Here is a 23,193-nt window from a genome sequence, read left to right on the forward strand (position 1 = left end):
CACTGCCGCTCGCCAGGCTTGAATCGCCGGATCCGGGTACCGCAGGGGTGACTCGATCCGTAGGAGGCACATCCATGAAGGCAGTCACCTGGCAAGGACGGCGCGACATCCGAGTGGACGACGTTCCTGATCCGCACATCGTCGAGAGCGACGACATCATCGTCGAGGTGACCTCGACGGGACTGTGCGGTTCCGACCTGCACCTCTACGAGGTGCTCACCGGGTTCATGACACCGGGCGACGTGGTCGGGCACGAGCCGATGGGGATCGTCGCCGAGGTCGGCCCCGGGGTTCGCGAGGTGAGCGTCGGCGACCGCGTCGTGGTGCCGTTCAACATCAGCTGCGGCACCTGCTGGATGTGTCGGCACAACCTGCACTCACAGTGCGAGACCACCCAGAACCGCGACCAGGGCACCGGCGCCAGCCTCTTCGGCTACAGCTCGCTCTACGGCCAGGTCCCGGGCGGACAGGCAGAGTATCTGCGCGTTCCCTTCGGCAACCAGCTGCCGATCAAGGTCCCGCACGGTCCGTCCGACGACCGCTTCCTCTTCCTCTCCGACGTCCTGCCGACCGCCTGGCAGGCACTGCGGTACGCCGACCCCGACCCGGAGAGCACGGTGCTGGTCCTCGGCGCCGGTCCCATCGGTGACATGGTGAGTCGCTTCGCGCTCGACGCCGGCCACCGGGTCATCAGCGTGGACCGCGAGCCCGAGCGGCTCGCCAGGGTGCGGCAGCGCGGGGCCGAGACGATCGAGCTCGACTCCGGCAACGTCGCCGAGCGGGTACGCGACCTCACCGATGGACGCGGAGCCGACGCCGTCGTCGACGCCGTCGGGATGGAGGCCCACGGCTCGCCCATCGTCGAGGGGATGACCAAGCTGCTGGCCACGATGCCGGGAGCCGTGAACCGCCCGGTGATGCAGGCTGCCGGCGTCGACCGGATGGCCGCACTCCACACCGCCTTCGACGCCGTACGCCGCGGCGGCACCGTCTCGATCGCCGGGGTCTACGGCGGCGCGATGGACCCGTTCCCGATGATGCAGCTCTTCGACAAGCAGGTCGGCATCCGCATGGGCCAGGCCAACGTACGGGCCTGGACGGAGGACCTGATGCCGTTCCTCGAGGGCGACGACGACCGGCTTGGCGTGGACTCGTTCGCCACCCACCATCTCCCGCTGACCGAGGCTCCGGAGGCGTACAAGTCCTTCCAGGAGAAGTCCGACGGGATGGTGAAGGTCGTCTTCAAGCCCTGAGCCCCTGCGGGCCGGGCCTCAGCCCGACGCCGAGCGCAGCGCGTCGAGCAGAGGTCCGGCCGCCTCGGCCAGGAACCGGTCGTTCGTCGACCCGTCGACCTGGACCAGAGCGACGTCGGTGAATCCGGCCTCCCAGAAGGGCCGGATCCCGTCGGTGATCGCATCGATGTCGGGACCGCACGGGATCGACGAGGCGACGTCCTCGTGACGTACGAACTGCGAGGCCGCGGTGAAGCTCGCTGTGGTCGGAAGCTCGCTGTTGACCGGCCAGCCACCGCCGAACCAGCGGAACTGGTGGTGAGCCCGTTGGATGGCGGCGTCCGCGTCATCAGGATCCCAGGCCGGGCTCGCCGGCGCCCGCACTACTCGCCGGCGGCGAGGAGGTCGCGAAGGCTGAGGGGCTCACACCCGGTGAGCGTGGCCACGGCGCCGCTGACTCCGTCGAGCTGCCCGGCGGCGATCGCGGTGTAGGTGGAGACCCAGGCGTCGTACTGCCAGTCGGGGGCCTCCCAGCGGCGACGCGACGCGTAGGCCTCCTCGATCGTCTCGTCGTGATAGCGCACGTCACTGCCACGATGCTCGGTGAGGATGTCGGCGACCTCGCTCATCGTGAGCGCCTCGGGGCCGGTGAGGTCGTAGGTGAGCCCGCGGTGCTGCTGCGGCGCGGTGAGTGTCGCCACCGCGGAGCGAGCCACGTCGGCCCGGGCGACCCCCGCGAAGCGCCCGTTGCCGGCCGGACCCCGGATGACGCCATCCTCGCCGACCAGCGACGGGAGGAAGTCGAGGTAGAAGTTGTCGCGCAGCAGGGTGTAGCCCATCCCGCTCGCCCTGATCCGCTCCTCGGTCGCGAAATGGTCGCGCGCGAGCGTGAAGACGGCATCCGGCGCGGCCCCGAAGAAGGACGTGTAGACGATGTGCTCGACCCCAGCCGACGCGGCGGCGTCGACGAAGGTGAGGTGCTGTTCCAGGCGGTCGGCCGACTCGGCGGCCGAGACCATGAGCACGGTCTGTACGCCGTCGAGGGCCCGCACCGCGGCCTCTCTGTCGCCGTAGGTGACCGCGAACGCGTCGGCGCCCAGGATCTCGGGGGCCCTGGCGGTGTCACGTACGAGAAGCCGGAGTGTGGCGTCCGAGCCGCCGAGCGCACGGGCGACGGCGCCGCCGACGTAGCCGGTGGCCCCGGTGACGGCGATGGTGGTCATCCCAGATCATTCCTGAGCGCGGCGAGGGCTTCGTCGGCGTGGATCTCGGCCTTGAGCATCCCCTCGACGACGGCCTTGATCCGTCCGTCGGTGCCGATGGCGAAGGTCGTACGCTGCAGCGGCCCGAGCTTGCCGAGGAGGCTGGGCTTCACCCCGTAGAGCTCAGCCACCGACCCCGCGGGGTCGGAGAGGACGGGATAGTCGAGGTCGTGGTTGGCGGCGAAGCCGGCCTGCTTCTCCACGCTGTCCTTGCTGATCCCGAGCCGGTAGGCCCCGATCTCCTCGAACTCGCCGGCGAGGTCGCGGAAGTGGCAGGCCTCCTTGGTGCACACCGGCGTCTCGGCGGCCGGGTAGAAGAAGAGCACCACCGGGCCCTTCTCGAGCAGCGGAGCGAGGGAGACGGACGTACCGTCCTGGGCGGGGAGCGTGAAGTCGGGCGCAACGGCACCGGTCTCGAGCGGCATGGCGCCAACCTACCCGGCAGGTCCACCGGCGACGCGGTTCGGCGGGGTTGACGCGAGTGCCGCGCTTGGATAGTTTGATGAACATGTTCAGTGAACATGTTCATCAACTTCGGGGCGCCGCATGAAACGCCAGGAACAGCGGATGGCCACACGCCAGCACGTGCTCGCGGTCGCGGCGCAGATGTTCGAGGAGCGTGGGTTCGACTCGACGACTGTCCGGGACATCGCCCAAGCTGCAGGCGTCAGCGTGGGCACCGTGATGGCTGTCGGAGACAAGTCGGCGCTCTTGGTCGAGGTCTTCGACGCTCGCATCGGTCAGGTGCACGGGAACCGCGCCGCAAAGGCCCCCGTGGCGGCGGGCGGGGACGCCGTCGGTGCGTTGCTCGACATCTTCGCCCCCTTCGTGGAGATGTTCGCCGCCAACCCCACCCTCGCGCAGGACTACGCCGCTGCACTCGTCAGCGGCAAGCATCGAGCAGGGGTGTTCCACGACCTCGCAGCGACGTTGCGGCGCGAGATCTCCCAGGCCCTGCAGCAGACCGGCCTCGCTCCCGAGGTCGCAGATCAGACGGCCATCGCCGTGCACCTCGCGTACCTCGGCACGCTCTTCATGAGCGCCGGGACCGGCGACCCGAACGACCCGAAGCCCGGCGAAGACTTCGTCGCCGTCCTTCAGCACCTCACCATCGGAAGGCCCAACCGTGACCCTCATTCCTGATCCGGACTGGCCGCAGCTGCTGCTCGCCGGGCTGCTGGCTCTCGACGTAGCTCTGTCTCTGCGACCCGTCGGGTTCATCCGGACCTGTCTCAACGGAGTGGCGTTCCCCGAGAACTACTGGTGGACGCTCATCGCCATCAAGTCACTCGCCGTCACAGGCCTGCTCGCCGGCATCTGGCACGAGGGCATCGGCCTGGCCGCGAACGTCGGTGTCGTCGCATACTTCCTGGCCGCGGTGGTCGCGCACCTTCGAGCACGGTTCATCGGCTTCGAGCTCTGGATCAACTGCCTGGGCTTCCTCGGCATCGCCGCCGGCGCGCTCATCCTGTCCTACACCACTGTCGCGTGACGCACGTACGCCGTAGCTGTCGGTCACACGACGCCGGAGATCGGGAACCTGGGAGTCCTGAGGTCACCAGGTGACCTCAGGACTCCCACGTCGCCTCATCGAGCTAGCGGTTCCGGAGCCAGAACGCCCCGGACGCGTCGGCGTACGTGTAGGCATCCCCGGCGTAGTACAGCCGATAGTTGCGCGAGCTGGGCGGGTTCCACACGATGGCGACGGTGCCGCGCTTGTCGGAGTAGTTAGCGGTTTCCTTTACTCGGGCCGGCGCCACAGGCGGGATCGGCGCCCACGTACCCAACGCAAGGTATGAGCCGTTTCGTGCGGCCGCGCGCAGAGGATTCGGGCCTCGATGATCACGGCATCCCCGAGGAAGGACGATCACGGTGACATCGATGATGCCGTCGCACGATGACCTGAAGGACGCCGGCTGCTGGTTCGACGCCGACAAGGCGGGCGGGCAGATGATGACCGCGTTCAAGCAGGAGGCCCGGTGGCGGCAGCACCGCTGGGCGGTCGATGAGCTGGGGATCGTCTCCTTCGGCACCCACGCGGGGAGGCGGACGTTCGACGAGACCCCGGTCGAGGACATCCCCAACGGCACCAAGCTCGGCGACGGCGACGCGGAGGCGGGCGCGAACTTCCTCACTCCGGAGATCCATCGGATCGCCCGAGCTCGGGTCGCGGAGAAGCAGGATCACCAGACCCTCGACGCGAAACGCCTCTATCGCGATCTGCTGTCGTCGATGCCGATGGCGTTCAACCTCTTCGGCGAGGCGTCCCTGCCGGAGAACCATGCCTCCCGACGCCGGCTCGCGGAGCTGTTCGGCGTGCCGGACGCCGAGCCCTCGGCGGTCCTCTTCGAGTGGTCTCCGGGACGAGGCAGCGACCTCTACACCCGTGACCGCACCGCCTTCGACGTCGCGCTGGTGCTCGGGCGGCCGAACGCACCGCTGACCGTGGTCGGCGTCGAGACGAAGTACCACGAGCACTCCGCGAAGGACCCCAAGCCGCCCGCCGACAGACCGGCCGCCGTCGCCAGGCACGAGGACCAGACCGAGTTCCTGATCGCTGTCGCGGAAGCGTCCGGCGTGTTCAGACCGGGCTGGCAGGACAAGGTCCTCGACACCGCGCTGCGCCAGATCTGGCGTGACCACCTCCTCGCGCTCTCGATGCGGAACCACCCCGACCAGTGGACGCCCCAGACCCGCTACGTCCTGCTCCACCCGGCTCGGAACGTGAGCTTCACGCAGGCAGCTGCGGCGTACGCGGACCTTCTCGTCGACGGCGACACCTCGTTCTCGGCGCTCACGCTCGAGCAGACCGTGGATGCCGCATTCGCCCACGGCGGACCGGTCAAGGAGGCATTCGTACGCCGCTACCTGTGGTGAGGATGAGGCGAAATCCCGGACGCCGGGGGCTCACCCACGGCACTATGTCGGGCATGCCCGCCAGCCCGACCCTCCCGCTCGGCGTACGGATCGGCTACGGCTCCGGCTCGGTGGCGACCGGCACGTTCGGGACCATCCCGGGCCTGATGCTGCTCCCCTATCTGACCGACAGCCTCGGCATCGCCGCGCTGGCCGCGGGCTTCATCGTGTTCGCGCCGAAGGCGTGGGATGTCGTGCTGAACCCGATCGCGGGCCGGATCAGCGACCGGACGGTGGATCCACGGGGCCCGCGGCGGCCGTGGCTGCGCCGGGCCGGGATCGCGCTGGCGGTGACGTTCGCGCTGCTGTTCGCGGCGCCGTCGATGGCGACCGGGCTCGAGGCGCTGTGGGTGCTGGTCCTGTTCCTGGCCTGCGCGACGGCGTACGCGTTCTTCCAGGTGCCCTATGTCGCCATGACCGCCGAGCTGACCGAGTCCTATGACGAGCGCACCCGGCTGATGACCTGGCGGGTCGCGATCCTGGCGCTCACCATCCTGCTCGCCGGTGCGACCGCGCCGATGATCCGCGACGCCGTCGGTGGCCGCGACGGCTACCGGGTGATGGGCGTCGTGATGGCGGTGCTCATCCTGGCCGGAGTCTTCAGTGCGTACGTCGGCACCCGCCGGGCGCCCGTCCACACCGTCCAGCCGGGGCCGGGCAGCCTGCGCGACCAGCTGAAGATCGTCGCGGCGGCGCCCGACTTCCGCCGGCTGCTCATCACGTTCGTGATCCAGGCGGTCGCGTTCGGCGCGATGCTGGCCGGCGTCGACTACCTCGCCGGCGACGTGATCGGCCGCGACGGCGCGGCGACGATCCTGTTCGTCTGCTTCGTCGGCCCCGCGCTGCTGCTCACGCCCGCGTGGGCGGCGCTCGGCGCCAGGATCGGCAAGAAGAACGGGTACGTCGCCGCCTCGGTCGTCCTTGCCGTCGGGGCACTCCTCGCCGCGACCGCGCAGACCGCACCGGTGGCCCTGGTCTACGCCGCGGTGGTGCTCGTCGGGACCGGGTACGCCGGGTGCCAGGTGTTCCCGATGGCGATGCTTCCCGACGCGGCCGCCGTCGACGCCCGGCGCAGCGGGTCGAGCCGGATCGGCGTCTACACCGGCGTGTGGACCGCCGGCGAGACCCTCGGGCTCGCGCTCGGGCCCGGCGTCTACGCCGCGGTGCTCGCGCTCGGCGGCTACCGCTCCTCGACCGGGAGCGACGTCGCCCAGCCGGACTCGGCACTGACCGCGATCACGCTCGGTTTCTCGGTGCTGCCGGCCTGCCTCGCACTGCTCAGCCTGCTCTGGCTGCGGCGCTACTCGCTCACCGCCGAAGACGTCGACGGCGTCGACGGCGACAAGGATGGGACCGTGACCGTATGACCGACGCCCTGACCCAGCTCCGCGAGATGCAGTCCGCCGACCTGCCGGTGCACGGCGGCCGCACGCTGGCCTACGTCTACGACTCCGGCCTGCCCGACATCGACCGGATCGGCCGCGAGGCGGTCGCGGCCTACGCCGGCTCGAACGGACTGGACCCGACGGCCTTCCCGAGCCTGCTCCGGATGGAGACCGAGGTGGTCGGCATGGCCGCCGATCTGCTCGACGCTCCCGAGACCGTGGTCGGCACGGTCACCTCCGGTGGCACCGAGTCGGTGCTGCTCGCGGTGCAGGCCGCGCGCGACGCCCATCCGGAGATCGAGCGGCCGCGGATGGTGCTCCCCTCGACCGCGCACGCCGCCTTCCACAAGGCGGCGCACTACTTCGGGGTCGAGCCGGTGCTGGTGCCGGTCGGGCCCGACTTCCGGGCGGATCCGACCGCGATGGCCGCGGCGATGGACGAGCGCACCGTGCTGGTCGTCGCCTCGGCACCGTCCTACGCGCACGGGGTCGTCGACCCGGTCACCGCGATCGCGGCCGCCGCGGCCGAACGCGGGATCCGCTGCCACATCGACGCGTGCATCGGCGGCTGGGTGCTGCCCTATGCGACGCGGCTGGGGCGGGACGTACCGGCCTGGACGTTCGCGGTCGAAGGCGTCACCTCGATCTCGGTCGACCTGCACAAGTACGCCTACGCCCCCAAGGGCACCTCGGTGCTGCTGCACCGCACCCCGGAGCTGAGGCGGCCGCAGTTCTTCGCCTCGGCCGCCTGGCCGGGCTACACCATGCTCAACTCCACGATGCAGTCGACGAAGTCGGGCGGACCGCTGGCCGGTGCCTGGGCGGTCCTGCGCTCGTTGGGCGATGAGGGGTACGAGCGGCTCGCCCGCGACGTCTTCGAGGCGGTGGACCGGATCCGCACCGGGGTCGGCGAGATGCCCGAGCTCGCCGTGGTCAGCACTCCCGACTCGACGCTTCTCGCGCTCACCACCGACGGCAGCTGTGACCCGTTCACGGTCTGCGACGAGATGGCGGCGCGCGGCTGGTACGTCCAGCCACAGATGTCCTTCGCCGGTTCCCCCGCCACGATCCACCTGTCGGTGAGCGCGGCGACGCTCCCCCACGTACCTGAATTTCTCGCCGCTCTCGCGGAGGCGGTCGAGGCCGCCGTGGCGGCAGGCCCGGTCACCGTCGACCCGGCCGTCGCCGCGTTCATCGGCGACCTCGACCCGTTCTCCTTGTCCGAGGAGGACTTCGACGGCCTGCTGGTCGCCGCCGGGCTCGTCGGCGCAGAGAGCGGCCTCGCGCTGCCTCAGCGGATGGCCGAGGTCAACGCGATGCTCGACCTGGCCTCCGCCGCGATGCGCGAGGCGCTGCTGGTGGCCTTTCTCGACCGGCTGACCCGGCCTACTCGGCGGAGTCGCTGAGCCGGCGCTTCCTCCGGGCCAGCATCAGGATCAGGCTGAGCACGATCGCAGCGACGATGCCGCTGCGGATCTGTACGTCTCGAGACCTGGCAGCCACCTGCGCACGCTGCTTGACCTCGTGAGCCTTCTCCTTCCCCCGCGTCTTCACGTCCAGCCGGGCGGCGAGCTCGTCGAGGGTGTCGGCCATCTCGTGCCGGGTGGTGTCCAGCTCGGCCTCGACCGCAGCGATGCTGTCGTCGCCGGCCTCGACGGGCCGGCGCACATGGTCCTGCGTCATGACGTACTCCTCGGGGTGTGGTCCTCGGCGTGACGGTGCTTGACGGTCTCCACGTCCCGCTTGATGTTCTCGGTGGCGCGTTCGGGCTTCATCGGGGTCCCCTCCGAGACCTGCTTCTTCCCGAAGAGGGCGATGCCGCCGGCGATGATCAGGAGCACGACTCCGACCAGCACCGCGGCCAGCCAGGCGTCCATGACCAGCGCGAGGGCGAGGATCGCCGCGGCGATCAGGACCCCGACGCCATAGAGCGCCACCAGGCCGGCGGCGCCGAACGCCCCGGCCCCCTTGCCGGTGTGCTTGGCCTTCTCGGTCAGCTCGAGGCGGGCGAGCTCGAGCTCGCCTCGCATGAGGCTGGACATCTCCGTGGAGAGTCGCGAGACCAGCTCACCCATCGACGCGTCGGTCTGATGATGAAGCGTCACGACTCCCACCCCCGCGGCATGTCGGTCACCGGGTCCGTTGAGGTGGTGTGGGGACGCGGAGTGCTCGGCGTCGTCTGGGGAGTCGGAGCTGCCGGCGGCGGCGTGGAGTCGCCGGGCATCTTGTCCCGGACGGTGTGCTTGGCCAGGTCTGCCTTCTCCTCGGCCACGACCCGAGCGCGGTGCGCCTTCTCCTGGACCCGCGGGTCGTGCCACAGGTCCTGTGCCTTGGCCACCATCGCGTCGTACCGCTCACGTCCAGCGCGAGCGCCGAGGACGTAGCCGATACCGAAGGCAGCCAGCCATCCTGGTTTCTTGAACATGTTGTTCCTCCTCATCGCTGTACACCTGGCCGGTACCCAGGTGACGAGGAGATACGCGGGCGACCTAAGTCGGAGGGTCCGCGGTGAGCAGGACGAGCGCGAGGTCGGTCAGCTGGGCCTCGAGCGCCTCGCGGCTCGAGCGCGGCCGATGCAGCGCCCAGTCGTAGACGATCGCGGTCACCGCGCCCACCAGAGCCAGCGCGGCGAAGCGCCAGTCACGATCGCGGATCTCGCCCCGGCCCACGGAGGCGGTGCACTCGGTGCCCACGATCTCCACCAAGGTCTCGCGGTAGTCGAGCCGAAGCTTCTCGATACGCGGGCTCGCGCCCATGATCTCCACGAACGCGATCCGGGCGACGTGCGGGTCCTTGAGCATCGGGTCGAGATAGGCCAACACCGCTGCCGGCACCCGCTCGGAGATCGGCTCACCGGCGGTCGCCGTCAACGACGCGGCCACTCGAGCGTAGGAGTCCGCGGTGATCCGGTCGTAGAGGTCGACGAAGAGATCCTCCTTGCCGGGATAGATCTCGTAGAAGTGCCGGGTCGACACCTTCGAGGCGGCACAGACACCCGGGATCGTGGTCGCCGCGTAACCCTGGGTGCCGATGATCTCCTTGGCGGTCTCCAGCAGCCGCTGGCGGCGCTGGGCGTCACGCTCCTCGCGGGTCAGCCCGCCGTACGAACGGCCCTCCTGCGCCATCAGCCGGGCGACCCGACCGAGCAGACGAACGGGGCGGCATCGGCCGGGTCGAGCGCGTTCTTCACCATGTGCCAGACGTTGGTGTCATAGGCCTCGCCGATGTGGCCGACCGGGTCGTGCGGGCAGACGTCCTGCACGTAGGTGTTGGTGACGCCCGGCTCGCGCACGAACGCGGTCTCGGTGGGCGTGACGAGCTCGTCGTACCTGGACTGGATGATCGTGTACGTCACGCCGGGCTGCGCGATCGGACCGCTCGTCAGGGTGCGTACGGCGCTGCCGTCGGTGACCAGCTGGGTGCAGGCGATGCAGCCGAAGGTGGTGAGGACCTGTCCGGCCAGCTCGTCCGCGCCCAGGGCCATGCCGAGCCGGTAGAGGCCGGCGAACGTGGTGCCGTGGGTCGGCGGCGCGATGGCAACGACCTTGTCGATCCGGCCGGAGATCCCCTGCGTCTTGGTGACGTAGAGCGTCTGGAACCCTCCCTCGGAGTGGCCGACCAGGTCGGCCTTCGCGGCGCCGGTCTGTGCCAGCACCTCCTGGACGAAGGCCTTGATCTGAGCCGCCGACCGGGCGATGTCCCCCACCCCGCCGACGAACGGGCCGTAGGCGCCGGTGCCGTAGGTCAGGCTGTAGGTGCAGTAGCCCTGCGCCGCCACGTCGGCCTGGAGGAAGTTGAGGTCCTCGTCCTTGTTGGCTCCCAGCCCGTGCAGGAAGACGACCGGGTTGGGGTGGTCGGCCGATGGCCGGCAGGCGGCGTCGTTGACGCCTCCCGCCGCCTGCGCCGGTGGGGCGATCAGCAGGGTCGATGCCGCGAGCAGCACCACGACGGCACGGATGACAGCAGAGCGCTTGACCATGACAGAGACCACTTCTCTCCAGGCGGACCGGACAAGCCGACCCTAAGCCGACCCGGGCGAATTTGACAATGCTCATTTTCAGATGGATCGGGTGTCACAGACGGCGACCCTGCCCGGTCGACTGAGTGTGCACACTTCGACATCTCGACGCCGGGCCTGGTCGTCGACCATCACGTTGAAACTCGTCATGGCCATCAGCGGCCTGCTGTTCATCACGTTCGTTCTCGGTCACGTCTACGGCAATCTGAAGGCGTTCAGCGGCCACGATGCGTACAACGAGTACGCCGAGCACCTGCGCACGCTGGGCGAGCCGATATTTCCTCGCTCCGGGCTGCTCTGGATCATGCGCGTCGGGCTGATCGCCGCGCTGGTGGCGCATGTCTCCAGCGCGATCGTCCTCGCCCGACGCGCACGCCGCGCGAGGGGCCGCTACGCCGCCCGGCCGCCGCGGCGCGCCTCCTCGCTCGCCTCCCGCACGATGCTCACCGGCGGCCTGGGGCTCTTCCTCTTCCTCGGGTGGCACCTGGTCAACTTCACGATCGGCAAGGTCAACGTACGCGGCGGCCCGACGAACGACCCGTTCAACCTGGTGGTCGACACGTTCAGCGTCTGGTGGTCCACCGCCCTCTACCTCGCCGCGATGCTCGTCCTCGGGATGCACCTGTGGCACGGCACCTGGAGCTCCCTGCAGACCCTCGGCTGGACGCTGACCGCCAAACGGCGTCAGGCGGCGAAGGCGACCGCCATGGCCGTCGCCGTCCTCGTCGCCGGCGGCTTCTCGCTCTCCCCCATCGCCATCCAGCTCGGCTTCATCGGGCTGTGAACCTCCCCCCGACCCTCGGCCCGCTCTCCGTGCCGCCTTTCAGACAGAGCGCTACCGGGCATCCAGAGCGTCCGCCCGGCCGGAGTCGACCGACGTCTCTCGACCTGCGAGTCGATCGGTCCACTCCCGCATCACCGCGGGGTCGGTCGGGCGGGTGAGCAGGCTGACCAGGACGTACGCCACGGCGCTGATCGCGAGGCCCGCGTAGACCGGCTCGTTGGCGAGGACGTCGCCGACGACCACCATCGTCGCCAGCGTCGCGGTGGTGCCGGCGGCCATGGCGACCACTGCCGCGGCGCCGGTCGCCCGGCGCCACACGAAGCCGCCCAGGATCGGCACCAGCAGACCGCCGACGAGGATGTCGTAGGCGATCGTCAGAGCCGAGACGACATCGTCGAGCAGCGAGGCGATCACGACGACGACTGCGCCGATCGCGACGACGTAGATCCGGTTGGCCAGCACATCGTGCTCGGGGTTCTCCGCCTCGTCCTGGACACGCACGGGGGTGCGTCCGATCAGCCGGGCCAGGAGCGGCTGCACATCGGCGCGGGCCACCGTCGCGGTCGCGATCAGGGCACCCGAGGCGGTCGACATCATCGCGGCCACGGCTGCGGCGAGCACCAGGCCGGTGACGCCGACCGGAAGGATCGACTCGGCGATCGTGGCGTAGACGTCGTTGCGGTCCTCGACCGTGACGAACGTGGAGGCCGCGGTGCCGATCAGCGCGCCGGCCACACCGTAGAGCAGGCAGTAGACACCGGCCGCGGTTCCGCCCCAGCGCGCGACCTGCGGCGAGCGGGCGGTGAAGACGCGCTGCCAGATGTCCTGCCCGATCAGCATCCCGAAGGTGTAGACGACGACGTACGTGATCACGGTGCCGGTGCCGATCGCACCGAGGTCGAACATGGAATCCGTCGCCCGGGCCTTGATCCCGTCGAGACCGCCGGCGTGGTTCCAGGTGAAGGGCAGCAGGAGTACGAAGATGCCGACGGTCTGCAGCACGAACTGTACCATGTCCGTCAGGGTGATCGACCACATCCCGCCGATGGTGGAGTAGATCACCACGATGACGCCGCCGATCAGCACGGAGACGACCCGGTCGGTCCCGAACAGGACGTTGAACACGGTCGCGTACGCCATCGTGGAGGTGACCGCCAGCATCAGCGTGTAGGCCACCATGACCACGCCCGAGGCCGCGGTCGCGCCGACCCCGTAGCGCAGCGCCAGCATCTGGGCCACGGTGAAGATCCGCAGCCGCTGGATCTTCCCGGCGAAGAACAGGCTGAGCGCCAGGACGCCGAGGGCGATCGCCGCCACCAGCCACGCCCCGGAGAGGCCGTACTCGTAGCCGAGAGCGACCCCGCCGACGGTCGAGGCTCCACCGAGGACGAGCGCGGACAGGGTCCCGGTGTAGAGCACCGGTCCGAGCCGGCGGCCGGCGACGAGGAAGTCGGAGCTGTCCTTGGTCCGGGACTTGCCCCACCAGCCGAAGGCGACCATGGCGGCGAGGTAGATGACGATGATGGTGAGATCCATGTGGGGGCTCCAGATCGAGGTGGGCGGTCAGGTGGCGGCGAACATGCGGAGGGTCGTCGGAAGGACCACCACGGCGGGACCGCCGGTGGTGAAGGTGCCGGCGACGATCTCGCCGACGGTCTCGGGGGTCGCGGCGTGGACGGGGATACCGAACGCCTGGCGAGGAGGACGAAGTCGGGACGGGTGAGCTCGGTGGCGGTGGCAGCGCCGAAGGCCCCGGTCATGTACTCGCGCAGGATCCCGTAGCCGCCGTCGTCGATGATCAGCCAGGTGACCTCGGCGTCGTGCTGGCGGGCGGTGGCGAGCTCGGCGATGGAGTACATCGCGCCGCCGTCGCCAGTGACCGCGAACGTACGCCGTCCGGTCCCGACGGCTGCGCCGATCGCGGAGGGAAAGGCCGGTCCGAGACCGCCCGAGGCCTGCGCGGTGTGGAAGCCGCCGGAGCGCGGGTCCCAGGCCGACCAGGCCCAGTACGCCGCGATCGTCATGTCCCAGAAGGTGTCGGTGTCGTCCAGCACGGCCGCGCGCAGGTCGGCGAGCAGCCGCTGCTCGGCGGCGAGGTCCTGGGCGTCGAGCCGGGCCTGGACCCGGGTACGCAGCTCCTGGGCGACCTGGGCACCGGATCGCCTCGAGCCCGGTCCGGAACCGGCGCCGGGAAGCGCCGCGGCCAGGTCGGCGAGAGCCGCGGCGGCATCGGCATGGACGCCGAGCACGTCGTGGTTCGAGCCGAGCACGCGGGCTTCGGCGTCCACCTGGATCACCCGGCCGCGCGGCGCGAAGGTGCCGTAGTTGCTGGTCACCTCGCCGAAGGAGGTGCCGACCGCGAGGAGGACGTCCGCGTCGTCGAGCAGGTCGGTGGTGAACCGGTCCTCGATCCACGCGCCCGCGCTCAGCGGGTGCGCGAGCGGGATCGAGCCGTTGCCCCCGGAGGTGGAGACCACCGGCGCGTCCAGGGACTCGGCGAGGGCGACCAGCGCCTGCGGAGCGCCCGCGGAGCGGCGTACGCCTCCCCCGGCGAGGATCACCGGGCGCTCGGCCGCGGCCAGCAGCCGGGCGGCCTCGGCAGCGATATCCGGACGAGGCCGGCGCGGCGTGCGCACCGCCGCCGTCAGACCGGTCACCGGCGGCACCGTGACGTCCTCGAGGAGGACGTCCTGCGGGATCTCGACCCACACCGGCCCCGCCGGCGCCTTCTGGGCGGTGGCCCAGGCATCGGCGAGCACCCCCGGAATGGCGGCCGCGTCCCGGACGACGGCCGTGGTCTTGGTGACGTTGCGGGCGCTGGCCTGCTGATCGTCGAGCTGGTGCAGGTAGCCCTTGCGGGCGCCCCCGAGCCCGTCGCGCGGGATCTGGCTGGTGATCATCAGGATCGAGACACAGGCGGCGTACGCCTCCTGGAGCGCGCCCAACGCGGTGAGGGCTCCCGGTCCGGTGGAGCAGAACACCACCCCGACCTGGCCGGTCGTCCGTGCGTAGCCGTCGGCTGCGAAGACCGAGTTGTTCTCCACCCGGGAGGAGACGAAGGTCAGGTCGCTGCGGCGGATGGCGTCGAAGAGACCCAGCGCGTGCTGGCCCGGGATGCCGAACACGTGGGTCGCTCCGAGAGCGGTCAGGCTCTCGACGGTGACGTCGCCGCCGTTGCGTCTCGTCATGCCTGACCCGAGTGGCGCATCGCGAGCAGCGAGACCAGGTCGTAGGCCACGTGCGAGGCCGCGACGCCGGTCAGCTCGGCATGGTCGTACGCCGGGGCCACCTCGACCACGTCGGCGCCGATCAGGTTCAGGCCGGCGAAGCCGCGCAGGATCTCCAGCAGCTCACGGGAGGTGAGCCCGCCGGCCTCGGGGGTGCCGGTGCCGGGGGCGTGCGCGGGGTCGAGGACGTCGATGTCGACCGAGACGTAGACGGGCCGGGTGCCGACGCGCTTCCGGATCTTCTCGACGACCTCGTCGACGCCTTGCCGGAAGACGTCGGAGGAGGTGACGATCCCGAAGCCGAAGCGACGGTCGTCCTCGAGGTCCTTCTTGCCGTAGAGCGGGCCGCGGGTGCCGACGTGGCACAGCGCCTCGGTGTCGAGGATGCCCTCCTCCACCGCCCGCCGGAACGGGGTGCCGTGGGTGTACTCGGCCCCGAAGTAGGTGTCCCAGGTGTCCAGGTGGGCGTCGAAGTGCACCAGCGCGACCGGACCGTGCCGCTCGGCGGCGGCTCGCAATAGCGGCAGCGCGATGGTGTGGTCGCCGCCGATCGTCACCAGCCGGGTGCCGTCGGAGGTGAGCTCGAGCGCGGAGGCCTGCACGGTGTCGAGCGCCTCCTCGATGTGGAACGGGTTGGCCGCGATGTCGCCCGCGTCGACCACCTGGGCCGAGGCGAACGGCGAGACGTCCAGCGCCGGGTTGTAGGGACGCAGCAGCCGCGAGGACTCCCGTACGTGCGCCGGGCCGAAGCGGGCACCCGGACGGTAGGAGACGCCGGTGTCGAACGGCACTCCGACGACCGCTATGTCGGCCCGCTCCACCTGATCGAGGCGGGGCAGCCGCGCGAACGTCGCGAAGCCGGCATAGCGGGGGTTCTTGGAGGCGTCGACGGGCCCGATGGGCATGGGTGGTTCTCCTTGCGTGGTGCGAGTAATGCGGGGTGGTTCGGCTCAGCCGACGACGGAGGCGGCGGGCGCCGGCCCGTCGTCGACCGAGATGACCGGGGTGTTCGCGGGCGGTCCGGTGGGCACCAGCCGGGCTCCCTCGGGGCCGTAGGCGTCCCGCGGCTCGGGGAAGGCGAAGAGCAGGCCGAGGTAGAGCAGCGCGGCAAGACCCATGCCGAGCGGGATGGAGATGTCGACCCCGCCGGGGATCAGGGGTGCGGCCGGCCCGACGAACTGGCCGGGCAGGTTCACGAAGGTCAGCGCGACGGCGGCCGCGATCAGCCAGGCCGCCAGGCCGCGCCAGTTCCAGCCGTGGGCGAACCAGTAGCGGCCGCCGCGCTGACGGCGGTTGAAGACCTGCAGCGAGTCGGAGTCGTACCAGCCGCGCCGGACGTACCAGCCGATCATCATCACCATCATCCACGGGACGGTGCAGCTGATGATGAGGACGGCGAAGGCGGAGATGCTGGAGACCACGTCGAAGACGAAACGGCCGATGAAGATGACGCCGATCGCGAAGACCCCGATCAGCACCGTGGACTGGACGCGGTTGAAGCGCGGGAAGACGCTGGAGAAGTCCAGGCCGGTGCCGTAGAGCGCGGTGGTGCCGGTCGACATGCCACCGATCAGGGCGATCAGGGCGACCGGCCCGAAGTACCAGCCTGGCGCGATCGCGAGCAGGCCGGAGGCGTACGCACCGGAGGCGAAGATCTCCGGCTCGCGGGTGGCGATGATCGTCATGGTGACCAGTCCGAAGCAGAACGGTACGAGGGTGGCGATCTGCGCCAGGAACGCGGCAGCCATCGAAGAGCGTCCGGGGGTCTCGCGCGGGATGTAGCGGGCCCAGTCACCCAGGAAGGCGCCGAAGCTGACCGGGTTGGACATCACGATCAGCGCCGACCCGACGAAGGCCGCCCAGAAGCCGGGCTCGCCGAACGCTTCCGAGCCAGAGCCGAACGCACCGGCGTAGCTGGGGTCGAAGTCGCCGGCGAACGCGACGATGCCGAGCAGGAAGAGCAGCGTCGCGGCGATCACGGCGATCTTGTTGACCAGCAGCATGAACCGGAAGCCGTAGATGCACACGACCAGGACCAGCACGGCGAAGAGGCCGTACGCCAGCGCCAGGGTCAGGTCGTTCTCCGGCAGCCCGACCGCGCGGTTGGCGCCCCCGACGAGCACGTCGCCCGAGCTCCATACCGAGATCGAGAAGAACGCGAGCGCGGTGAGCAGGGAGAGGAACGAGCCGACGATCCGGCCGTGCACGCCGAGGTGGGCCGAGGAGCTGACCGAGTTGCTGGTGCCGTTGCGCGGGCCGAACAGCGCCATCGGGGCGAGGACGACGGCGCCGAGCAGCAGCCCGAGCAGCGTGGCCAGCAGACCGTGGGCGAAGGAGAGCCCGAAGAGGATCGGGAAGCTGCCGAGCACCACGGTGGCGATCGTGTTGGCACCACCGAAGGTGAGCCGGAACAGGTCCAGCGGGCGGGCGCTGCGCTCGGGGTCGGGAATCGGCTCGACGCCGTGCTGCTCGACCTCGGTGACCTTCGGCGGGGTCGGCGTGGCTGAGGGGATGGTGATCGGTTCCGTGGACACCGAGGCCTCCTGGGTCTGTGGGTCGGCCGAGATCTGCGTCACTGTAGGAGCACCCGGAACGCCGCCGCAATCGTTTCGTTCTTAACCTGCCCGTAATACCTGTCGATATGCCGGTCAGGCTCGGACGATCCGTCATAATGGCACCAGATCCACCGCCTGGAGGATCGATCCGACCTTGGAGACGCTCCCAAAAAATGTCGAACGAAATCACGCCCGGGGTCCTCGACAGCACCGATGAGGCGATCCTCGTCCTGCTCGAGGAGGACGGTCGCCTCACCCACCGTGAGATCGCCGCCCAGGTCGGCCTCTCCCGATCAGCCGCGGCCACCCGGGTCCAGCGGCTGCTGACCGAGGGCCACATCGACGTCCGCGGCGTCGTCCACCCGGCCGTTCTCGGTCATGACGTGCTCGCCCACGTCTCGGTCACGGTGGACGGCTCCGCGACCCAGGTCGCGCGGGCCGCCGCGGCGCGCGAGGACACCACCCTGGTCTCGATGACCAGCGGCCAGCACGCCCTGGTCCTGGAGCTCCGGGCTAAGGACATCGGCCGGATCGACGACGCCCTCGCCGAGGTGCGCGCGATCGACGGCATCGTCACCACCGAGACCCTGCTCTACACCGAGGTCGTCCGCGACGTGGCCGCCCCGGTCGGGCCCGCACCCGCCGCCGGGACGCTCGACGAGACCGACTACGCCCTGCTGCGCGCCCTGCAGACCAACGGCCGCGCCTCCTTCGTCGACCTGGCCGCGAGCGTCGGCCTCTCCCCCGCCGGCACCCGGCGCCGCGTCGTCCGGCTGCTCAACGGCAACGTCGTCCGGGTCGGCGCCGTCGTGCGTCACTCGGGTCAGGAGCGGCGTACGGCGACTGGCATCGGCCTCCGTCTCGACGGCGCCGCCCACCGCCCGATCGCCGAACAGCTCGCCCGGCTCCCCTCGGTCACCTTCGTGGCCCGGACCCTGGGGCGCTACGACGCCCTGCTCACGGTCCACACCGCCACCTCCGGCGACCTCGTCGGGGTCCTCGACCACATCCGCGAGCTCGACGGCGTCCGGGAGGTCCAGACCTGGAGCCACCTCCGCTTCGTCAAGGAGACCTACGCCTCCCTGCACCTCGGCGGCGCCTGAGCGACCGCCGCGGCATCGCCCTCGCAGACGTCTAGTCGCCCTCGGAGACCTGGCGCAGGGTGGCGACGATCTTGCACTCCGGCCAGTACGTCGCATGCAGCTGCGCGAACTCCCGCTGCGCGGCGATCGCCTCCTCGAGCGTGTCGTAGCGCGTGAGCGCCCAGCCGCCGACGACCTCCTTGGCCTCGGCGTACGGACCGTCGACCCGGGTGACCTCGCCCTTGTCCACCACGAAGTTGACCGCGTCCTCGCTGCCGAAGAGACCGCCGCCGTCGAGGAAGTGCCCGGCCGCCGCCAGCTCGCCGACGTAGTCGCCCATCGCCTTGTAGAGGGCCTCAGGCGCCGGGCCGTTTCCCTCTTCCATCTTCACGAAACCCATGAAACGCGGCATGACGTGCTCCTCAGTTCAGGGCCACCGCTTCTGGTGGCCGACACCTGTGCGTCGAACCACATCGTTCTCCTTCGACATCGACATCGGAAGAACTTTCCACCGGTCACGAGGTCGCCGGCAGGTCGACGCTCAGGCGTTGGCGGCCTCGGACTCGGGCGTCGGCTCCTGCGCCGGGGCGATCTTGCCACCGGCCTTGCCCACCGCGATGGCGACGATGACGGCGGCGACGGCGAAGAGCAGGCCGTAGGCACCGACCGACTCGGCGTCGAAGTTGCGCAGCAGCGTACGTCCGTTGGTGATCAGGATGATGCTGCCGACGAGACCGCCCAGCACCGGCAGCGAGAGGTGCTTGACGAGGTAGGCGGCGAACGGGGCGGCGATCACGCCGCCGATGAGGAGGCCGGCGATGACGCGCCAGTCGAGCGCCTCTCCGGCGAGTCCGACGAGGAACCCGACGCTCGCGGAGAGCGTCGTCACGAACTCGGCGGTGGAGACCGAGCCGATCACCTTGCGCGGGTGCAGGGTGCCGCTGGAGATCAGGGTCGGCGTGGTCACCGGGCCCCAGCCGCCGCCACCGGTCGCGTCGATGAAGCCGCCGAAGAGACCCAGCGGCGCGAGCAGACCCAGCCCCGGGCGACGGCCCGGGATGAAGACCGGAGGCTTGCCGAAGACGAAGCGGGCGATGATGTAGACGCCCAGGACGAGCAGGAGACCGGCCACCCAGGGGGTGGCGCTCTCGGTGGAAAGGCTCGACAGGACGGTCGCGCCGGCGAAGGCGCCGATGCCGCCCGGGATCGCGATCTTGGCCACGACCTTCCAGTCGACGTTGCCGAGTCGCCAGTGCGAGACGCCCGAGACGAAGGTGGTGCCGACCTCGGCCAGGTGCACCGACGCCGAGGCGACCGCCGGCGCGACACCGGTCGCGACCAGCAGGGTGCTCGAGGTGACGCCGTACGCCATGCCGAGGGAACCGTCGACAGCCTGGGCCGCGAGACCGACCAGAGCGAAGATGAGAAGCCGCTCCACGCGGACCTCCTAGGGACGGGATCAAACTACGATAGTCACGTAATTTAGTAGACTCTAGACCGTCCCGCCAAAGCCCGACGGGCCATCTCACGACCTGAGCGCGAGCGCCGATAACTTTTCCTTCGACCGGTGCTTGACCTTGACGCAGCGTCAGGGCTGCACGCTTCTTCCATCGCCCCGAACACGGGACCCGAAACCATCGAAGAAGGAGCACCACGATGAACAACATCCTCAGCCGCCTCGTAGGTGACAAGAAGGACTGGAAGCGCATGGAAGCCCGCGCCGCCGCACTGCCCGCGGACTACCGCACCGTCTACGCCGAGATGAAGAGCTACATGTGGCGCTTCACCGCCGGCGACGGCATGGACATCGTCGAGATCCTGCGCGAGATCCTCGACCTGTTCGAGACCGAGGCCGCCGCCGGACGCCCGGTCATCGAGGTCACCGGACCCGACCTCGCCGCTTTCTGCGACGCCCGGCTGCCCGAGCAGCACGACGCCTACCGCGCCAAGCTCCGCGCCAACCTCAACGAGGTCGCCCAGAAGCTGGCATGAGCACGGCGACGCGCACCGCCAGTCAAACTGGCATCGGAGACCGACGTACCCCTGCGGCGAACCGAAAGGCTTCGCCGCGGGGATACGTCGCTCAACCATGCGCGATCCTCGTGCATGGCCCGGATCCAATGACCCGGAGCCAATGACAGCCATTGAGGAACAGCCGAAGAGGCGCGCTCAGCACATCAGCATCAGCCACCCGCACTGACCTTTGGGCGCGAATTCCACGAAGTGTGAGCCATTTAGGCGAATTAGACACGCAATTCGCTCGTTTGATGAGCATTGACGTTCCGAGCGGCGTAGCGTCGTGACCCATGTCCGAGGAAACCTGGCATGAAGCACGCTTGATCCCAACCTCAGGAATCAGTGGCGCGGAAGAACAAGAAAGACGCGCCACCTCCGCGGTCCTAGCGGTCATGAGCAGTGTCAAGGAGTTCGGAAAGGCCCTTCTCGGACATCTCGGAGCGCCGGCCGGACAGGTCGAGACGTACATCGAGGTCCCCTTCATGCTGGGCGACAAACGCTGTTATCCAGACGGCCTAATCCGCGTGAGCCGCGGCACGAAGTCCTGGACCGCGCTCGTCGAGGTCAAGACGGGCAAGAACGAACTCCAGGCAGAACAACTCGAGAACTACCTCGATATCGCGCGCGACGAGGGATTCGACGCGCTGATCACCATCAGCAACGAAATTCCAGGCATTGCCGGACAGCACCCCACCAAGGTCGACAAGCGCAAACTCAAGAAGGTCGCGCTCCACCACTGGTCATGGTCGTACGTTCTGTCGACCGCCGTGATGCAGAAGGAGCATCGAGGAGTCTCCGACCCTGAGCAAGCCTGGATTCTCGGCGAACTGATTCGCTACCTAGAGCACCCTCGCTCCGGCGCGATGGAGCTCGAGGACATGGGAGCGAACTGGGTTGCGGTTCGGGACGCGGTCATCGCCGGCACCCTTCGCGCGTCGGACAAGAGCGCACCTGAGGTCGCGGCGCGGTTTGACGCCCTGCTCCAGTACGTCAGCCTTCGGCTCGGCCAGAAACTTGGCACCGACGTTCTCCCGATACTGACGCGGAAGGAGCAGGCAGATCCCTCCCTCCGCGCACAGGCCGTCCTCACACGAATGGTCAACCAGGCCGAGCTCGCCGGATCCATCCGTATTCCGAACGCAGTCGGCCCGATCAATATCCTTGCCGATCTCCGGGCAGGGCGCGTTACGTGCTTCATCGACCTCGACGCACCTCGTGAAGGTCGCCCGACTACACGGATCAACTGGATAGTCCGACAACTCAAGCACGCACCGGACTCGACAAGGGTCGAGTCGTTCGTGGCCAACTCCCGAGGCACAGGATCGGCCGAGCTCCTCGGAAAGGTCCGCGAGGAACCGACGTGTCTCATCACAGACCCCAAAAAGGAGATCAGGACCTTCCGCATCGCATTGTCGGCGCCTATGGGCGCAAAGCGCGGACGCGGACGCGGAGCGTTCATCGACTCCGTGATCGACCTCTTGGACACGTTCTACGGCGACGTCGTGCAACACCTGAAAGCGTGGTCTCCTGCGGCGCCGAAACTTCGCGAGCCGGCCCCGGTGCCCGACGAGCGCCCTGCTCTGACATCGACGGCGATCTCGTCGCAGGACGGACCCGAAACCTCTACGCCATCGGACTCGTCCATCTCCCTGTCTTAGCCGAACGCCTTCGCCGAGCGGGTAAATGTCCGCATAAGGCTGTGCTTCCTCCCGTCCGCATGATCCACTGTGACGCACATCTCATACGGCCGATCGTGGCGGCTGCCCTGCATGCTGGAGGAAAACAGTGAACGACTCGGCCCTGCTCTCGGTCGGCCTCCCCATCGCCTTGGCCATCATCATGTTCGGCCTGGGCCTGAGCCTGACCCCGGGAGACTTCCGTCGGGTCGTACGCACCCCGCGAGCCGTCTTCGTCGCGCTCACGCTCCAGATCGTGGTCCTGCCGATGATCGCGTTCGGGCTCGTCGTGGTCGCGGACGTGGATCCGCTGATCGCCGTGGGGGTCATGCTGCTGGCCGCCTCGCCGGGTGGGACGACGGCGAACCTCTTCAGCCACCTGTTCCGTGGCGACGTCGCGCTCAACGTGACGTTGACGGCGGTCAACTCGGTGCTCGCGGCGGTCTCGATCCCGTTGATCACCAACGCCGCGATCACCTACTTCGACGCCGGCGACACCCTGGGCCTCCAGTTCGGCAAGGTCGTCCAGGTCATCGCCATCGTGCTGGTTCCGGTCGGCATCGGGATGCTGGTACGCAGCCGGTCGGCGACGTTCGCCGCGCGGGCGGATCGTCCGGTCCGGATCTTCTCGATCGTCGTACTGGTCATGGTCTCGGTCGGCGCGATCCTCGGGGAGCGCGAGAACATCGCCGACTACCTCCGCGAGATCGGTGTGGTCGTGACGCTGTTCTGCTGCGCGAGCCTCTGCCTGGGCTACCTCGGCGCCCGGATCTTCCGTCTCGGAGAGAAGCAGGCGATCGCCACCTCGATGGAGGTCGGGATCCACAACACCACCATCGCCCTCACCATCGCGCTCAGCGTGCTCGACAACACCACTGTGGCGATCCCGGCCGCGGTCTACAGCATCGTGATGTACGTCCTCGCCACCGCCTTCGGCTTCCTGATCACACGTTCGCGGGTAGGGCAGCCCGCCGCGCCGCACGACGCCATCACCTGACGCACGGGCACCGTCGGCTAGGTTGCGTGTCGTCACCCCGTCG

General features: G+C 69.4%; 24 protein-coding genes and 1 pseudogene. 11 read left to right on the forward strand and 14 right to left on the reverse strand.

What is annotated here, in order from left to right:
* Positions 1-74: 74 nt before the first annotated feature.
* Complete coding sequence (locus ABT304_RS21965) at positions 75-1,253, forward strand: alcohol dehydrogenase catalytic domain-containing protein (protein WP_350718435.1); 1,179 nt, start codon at positions 75-77, stop codon at positions 1,251-1,253.
* A gap of 18 nt (positions 1,254-1,271) precedes the next feature.
* Here the strand turns inward: ABT304_RS21965 and ABT304_RS21970 are convergent, their stop codons facing one another.
* From ABT304_RS21970 to ABT304_RS21980, 3 genes are read right to left on the reverse strand one after another with little or no spacing between them, the layout of a single operon-like run.
* Positions 1,272-1,616, reverse strand: a complete 345-nt coding sequence (locus ABT304_RS21970) for an LLM class oxidoreductase (RefSeq protein ID WP_350718437.1) — start codon at positions 1,614-1,616, stop codon at positions 1,272-1,274.
* A complete protein-coding gene (locus ABT304_RS21975; RefSeq protein WP_350718439.1) occupies positions 1,616-2,455 on the reverse strand; it encodes an SDR family oxidoreductase in 840 nt (279 codons plus the stop codon). The genes ABT304_RS21970 and ABT304_RS21975 overlap by 1 nt, the downstream gene beginning before the upstream one ends.
* Positions 2,452-2,919 (reverse strand): peroxiredoxin, encoded by a 468-nt coding sequence (locus tag ABT304_RS21980; RefSeq protein WP_350718440.1) that lies wholly within the window; start codon positions 2,917-2,919, stop codon positions 2,452-2,454. The genes ABT304_RS21975 and ABT304_RS21980 overlap by 4 nt, the downstream gene beginning before the upstream one ends.
* A 142-nt stretch (positions 2,920-3,061) precedes the next feature.
* On the opposite strand from ABT304_RS21980, the gene ABT304_RS21985 reads away from it, so the two are divergent.
* The 5 genes from ABT304_RS21985 to ABT304_RS22005 all read left to right on the forward strand — a co-directional run bounded on the left by ABT304_RS21985 (position 3,062) and on the right by ABT304_RS22005 (position 8,201).
* On the forward strand, positions 3,062-3,637 hold the full coding sequence (locus ABT304_RS21985; RefSeq protein WP_350718441.1) for a TetR/AcrR family transcriptional regulator: 576 nt from the start codon (positions 3,062-3,064) through the stop codon (positions 3,635-3,637).
* On the forward strand, positions 3,621-3,986 hold the full coding sequence (locus ABT304_RS21990) for a hypothetical protein (protein WP_350718442.1): 366 nt from the start codon (positions 3,621-3,623) through the stop codon (positions 3,984-3,986). The genes ABT304_RS21985 and ABT304_RS21990 overlap by 17 nt, the downstream gene beginning before the upstream one ends.
* A gap of 389 nt (positions 3,987-4,375) precedes the next feature.
* Positions 4,376-5,371 carry a PGN_0703 family putative restriction endonuclease gene (locus ABT304_RS21995; protein WP_350718495.1) on the forward strand — a complete coding sequence of 332 codons (996 nt, stop codon included), beginning with the start codon at positions 4,376-4,378 and terminating at the stop codon, positions 5,369-5,371.
* Between the two features lie 53 nt (positions 5,372-5,424).
* Positions 5,425-6,777, forward strand: a complete 1,353-nt coding sequence (locus ABT304_RS22000; protein ID WP_350718443.1) for an MFS transporter — start codon at positions 5,425-5,427, stop codon at positions 6,775-6,777.
* Complete coding sequence (locus ABT304_RS22005; protein WP_350718445.1) at positions 6,774-8,201, forward strand: pyridoxal phosphate-dependent decarboxylase family protein; 1,428 nt, start codon at positions 6,774-6,776, stop codon at positions 8,199-8,201. Before ABT304_RS22000 ends, ABT304_RS22005 begins: the two co-directional genes overlap by 4 nt.
* On the opposite strand, the gene ABT304_RS22010 is transcribed toward ABT304_RS22005, so the two are convergent.
* The 5 genes from ABT304_RS22010 to ABT304_RS22030 all read right to left on the reverse strand — a co-directional run bounded on the left by ABT304_RS22010 (position 8,182) and on the right by ABT304_RS22030 (position 10,774).
* On the reverse strand, positions 8,182-8,478 hold the full coding sequence (locus ABT304_RS22010) for a DUF3618 domain-containing protein (RefSeq protein WP_160022326.1): 297 nt from the start codon (positions 8,476-8,478) through the stop codon (positions 8,182-8,184). The genes ABT304_RS22005 and ABT304_RS22010 overlap by 20 nt on opposite strands.
* Positions 8,475-8,900: a phage holin family protein gene (locus tag ABT304_RS22015; RefSeq protein ID WP_350718447.1), complete on the reverse strand. Its 426-nt coding sequence runs from the start codon at positions 8,898-8,900 to the stop codon at positions 8,475-8,477. Before ABT304_RS22015 ends, ABT304_RS22010 begins: the two co-directional genes overlap by 4 nt.
* Positions 8,897-9,220 carry a hypothetical protein gene (locus tag ABT304_RS22020; RefSeq protein WP_201450986.1) on the reverse strand — a complete coding sequence of 108 codons (324 nt, stop codon included), beginning with the start codon at positions 9,218-9,220 and terminating at the stop codon, positions 8,897-8,899. The genes ABT304_RS22015 and ABT304_RS22020 overlap by 4 nt, the downstream gene beginning before the upstream one ends.
* Before the next feature lie 64 nt (positions 9,221-9,284).
* Positions 9,285-9,920 carry a TetR/AcrR family transcriptional regulator gene (locus tag ABT304_RS22025; RefSeq protein ID WP_350718449.1) on the reverse strand — a complete coding sequence of 212 codons (636 nt, stop codon included), beginning with the start codon at positions 9,918-9,920 and terminating at the stop codon, positions 9,285-9,287.
* Positions 9,920-10,774 (reverse strand): esterase/lipase family protein, encoded by an 855-nt coding sequence (locus ABT304_RS22030; protein WP_350718451.1) that lies wholly within the window; start codon positions 10,772-10,774, stop codon positions 9,920-9,922. The genes ABT304_RS22025 and ABT304_RS22030 overlap by 1 nt, the downstream gene beginning before the upstream one ends.
* 82 nt (positions 10,775-10,856) lie before the next feature.
* Between ABT304_RS22030 and ABT304_RS22035 the strand changes: the two genes are divergently transcribed.
* The gene (locus tag ABT304_RS22035) at positions 10,857-11,597 is read left to right on the forward strand and encodes a succinate dehydrogenase cytochrome b subunit (RefSeq protein ID WP_502890404.1); all 741 of its coding nucleotides are present in this window, start codon (positions 10,857-10,859) and stop codon (positions 11,595-11,597) included.
* A 51-nt stretch (positions 11,598-11,648) separates the two neighbouring features.
* Here the strand turns inward: ABT304_RS22035 and ABT304_RS22040 are convergent, their stop codons facing one another.
* The 4 genes and pseudogenes from ABT304_RS22040 to ABT304_RS22055 form a co-directional block, all read right to left on the reverse strand.
* On the reverse strand, positions 11,649-13,133 hold the full coding sequence (locus tag ABT304_RS22040; protein ID WP_350718455.1) for a sodium:solute symporter family protein: 1,485 nt from the start codon (positions 13,131-13,133) through the stop codon (positions 11,649-11,651).
* 167 nt (positions 13,134-13,300) lie between these two features.
* Positions 13,301-14,785: pseudogene (locus ABT304_RS22045) on the reverse strand (thiamine pyrophosphate-binding protein); the annotation flags it as partial.
* On the reverse strand, positions 14,782-15,729 hold the full coding sequence (gene speB / locus ABT304_RS22050) for an agmatinase (RefSeq protein ID WP_350718457.1): 948 nt from the start codon (positions 15,727-15,729) through the stop codon (positions 14,782-14,784). The gene speB and the pseudogene ABT304_RS22045, both read right to left, overlap by 4 nt.
* Before the next feature lie 45 nt (positions 15,730-15,774).
* Positions 15,775-17,358 carry a purine-cytosine permease family protein gene (locus tag ABT304_RS22055; protein WP_350718459.1) on the reverse strand — a complete coding sequence of 528 codons (1,584 nt, stop codon included), beginning with the start codon at positions 17,356-17,358 and terminating at the stop codon, positions 15,775-15,777.
* A gap of 194 nt (positions 17,359-17,552) precedes the next feature.
* Here ABT304_RS22055 and ABT304_RS22060 point away from each other — a divergent pair, with 194 nt between their 5' ends.
* Positions 17,553-18,482 carry an Lrp/AsnC family transcriptional regulator gene (locus ABT304_RS22060; protein WP_350718461.1) on the forward strand — a complete coding sequence of 310 codons (930 nt, stop codon included), beginning with the start codon at positions 17,553-17,555 and terminating at the stop codon, positions 18,480-18,482.
* A gap of 31 nt (positions 18,483-18,513) precedes the next feature.
* On the opposite strand, the gene ABT304_RS22065 is transcribed toward ABT304_RS22060, so the two are convergent.
* Entirely contained in the window at positions 18,514-18,873 is a 360-nt protein-coding gene (locus ABT304_RS22065; protein WP_350718463.1) for a YciI family protein, read from the reverse strand.
* Positions 18,874-19,002: 129 nt separating this feature from the next.
* A complete protein-coding gene (locus ABT304_RS22070; protein WP_350718465.1) occupies positions 19,003-19,899 on the reverse strand; it encodes a sulfite exporter TauE/SafE family protein in 897 nt (298 codons plus the stop codon).
* A 218-nt stretch (positions 19,900-20,117) separates the two neighbouring features.
* Here ABT304_RS22070 and ABT304_RS22075 point away from each other — a divergent pair, with 218 nt between their 5' ends.
* The 3 genes from ABT304_RS22075 to ABT304_RS22085 all read left to right on the forward strand — a co-directional run bounded on the left by ABT304_RS22075 (position 20,118) and on the right by ABT304_RS22085 (position 23,150).
* Positions 20,118-20,453 (forward strand): DUF1048 domain-containing protein, encoded by a 336-nt coding sequence (locus tag ABT304_RS22075; protein WP_350718467.1) that lies wholly within the window; start codon positions 20,118-20,120, stop codon positions 20,451-20,453.
* 314 nt (positions 20,454-20,767) lie between these two features.
* On the forward strand, positions 20,768-22,135 hold the full coding sequence (locus ABT304_RS22080) for a hypothetical protein (RefSeq protein ID WP_350718469.1): 1,368 nt from the start codon (positions 20,768-20,770) through the stop codon (positions 22,133-22,135).
* A gap of 127 nt (positions 22,136-22,262) precedes the next feature.
* On the forward strand, positions 22,263-23,150 hold the full coding sequence (locus ABT304_RS22085; protein ID WP_350718471.1) for a bile acid:sodium symporter family protein: 888 nt from the start codon (positions 22,263-22,265) through the stop codon (positions 23,148-23,150).
* Positions 23,151-23,193: the final 43 nt, after the last annotated feature.

The sequence above is a fragment of the Nocardioides sp. NPDC000445 genome (genome assembly GCF_040300245.1).
GTDB lineage: Bacteria > Actinomycetota > Actinomycetes > Propionibacteriales > Nocardioidaceae > Nocardioides.

What these genes read in the sequence shown, in the direction of transcription:
- ABT304_RS22040 (WP_350718455.1), bottom strand. Translation starts at nt 13,133, where the DNA reads ATGGATCTCACCATCATCGTCATCTACCTCGCCGCCATGGTCGCCTTC.
- speB (WP_350718457.1), bottom strand. Translation starts at nt 15,729, where the DNA reads ATGCCCATCGGGCCCGTCGACGCCTCCAAGAACCCCCGCTATGCCGGC.
- ABT304_RS22025 (WP_350718449.1), bottom strand. Translation starts at nt 9,920, where the DNA reads ATGGCGCAGGAGGGCCGTTCGTACGGCGGGCTGACCCGCGAGGAGCGT.
- ABT304_RS22010 (WP_160022326.1), bottom strand. Translation starts at nt 8,478, where the DNA reads ATGACGCAGGACCATGTGCGCCGGCCCGTCGAGGCCGGCGACGACAGC.
- ABT304_RS22065 (WP_350718463.1), bottom strand. Translation starts at nt 18,873, where the DNA reads ATGCCGCGTTTCATGGGTTTCGTGAAGATGGAAGAGGGAAACGGCCCG.
- ABT304_RS22005 (WP_350718445.1), top strand. Translation starts at nt 6,774, where the DNA reads ATGACCGACGCCCTGACCCAGCTCCGCGAGATGCAGTCCGCCGACCTG.
- ABT304_RS21985 (WP_350718441.1), top strand. Translation starts at nt 3,062, where the DNA reads ATGGCCACACGCCAGCACGTGCTCGCGGTCGCGGCGCAGATGTTCGAG.
- ABT304_RS22020 (WP_201450986.1), bottom strand. Translation starts at nt 9,220, where the DNA reads ATGTTCAAGAAACCAGGATGGCTGGCTGCCTTCGGTATCGGCTACGTC.
- ABT304_RS22080 (WP_350718469.1), top strand. Translation starts at nt 20,768, where the DNA reads ATGTCCGAGGAAACCTGGCATGAAGCACGCTTGATCCCAACCTCAGGA.
- ABT304_RS22075 (WP_350718467.1), top strand. Translation starts at nt 20,118, where the DNA reads ATGAACAACATCCTCAGCCGCCTCGTAGGTGACAAGAAGGACTGGAAG.
- ABT304_RS22060 (WP_350718461.1), top strand. Translation starts at nt 17,553, where the DNA reads ATGTCGAACGAAATCACGCCCGGGGTCCTCGACAGCACCGATGAGGCG.
- ABT304_RS21980 (WP_350718440.1), bottom strand. Translation starts at nt 2,919, where the DNA reads ATGCCGCTCGAGACCGGTGCCGTTGCGCCCGACTTCACGCTCCCCGCC.
- ABT304_RS21995 (WP_350718495.1), top strand. Translation starts at nt 4,376, where the DNA reads ATGATGCCGTCGCACGATGACCTGAAGGACGCCGGCTGCTGGTTCGAC.
- ABT304_RS21975 (WP_350718439.1), bottom strand. Translation starts at nt 2,455, where the DNA reads ATGACCACCATCGCCGTCACCGGGGCCACCGGCTACGTCGGCGGCGCC.
- ABT304_RS21965 (WP_350718435.1), top strand. Translation starts at nt 75, where the DNA reads ATGAAGGCAGTCACCTGGCAAGGACGGCGCGACATCCGAGTGGACGAC.
- ABT304_RS22035 (WP_502890404.1), top strand. Translation starts at nt 10,857, where the DNA reads ATGGATCGGGTGTCACAGACGGCGACCCTGCCCGGTCGACTGAGTGTG.
- ABT304_RS22030 (WP_350718451.1), bottom strand. Translation starts at nt 10,774, where the DNA reads ATGGTCAAGCGCTCTGCTGTCATCCGTGCCGTCGTGGTGCTGCTCGCG.
- ABT304_RS22000 (WP_350718443.1), top strand. Translation starts at nt 5,425, where the DNA reads ATGCCCGCCAGCCCGACCCTCCCGCTCGGCGTACGGATCGGCTACGGC.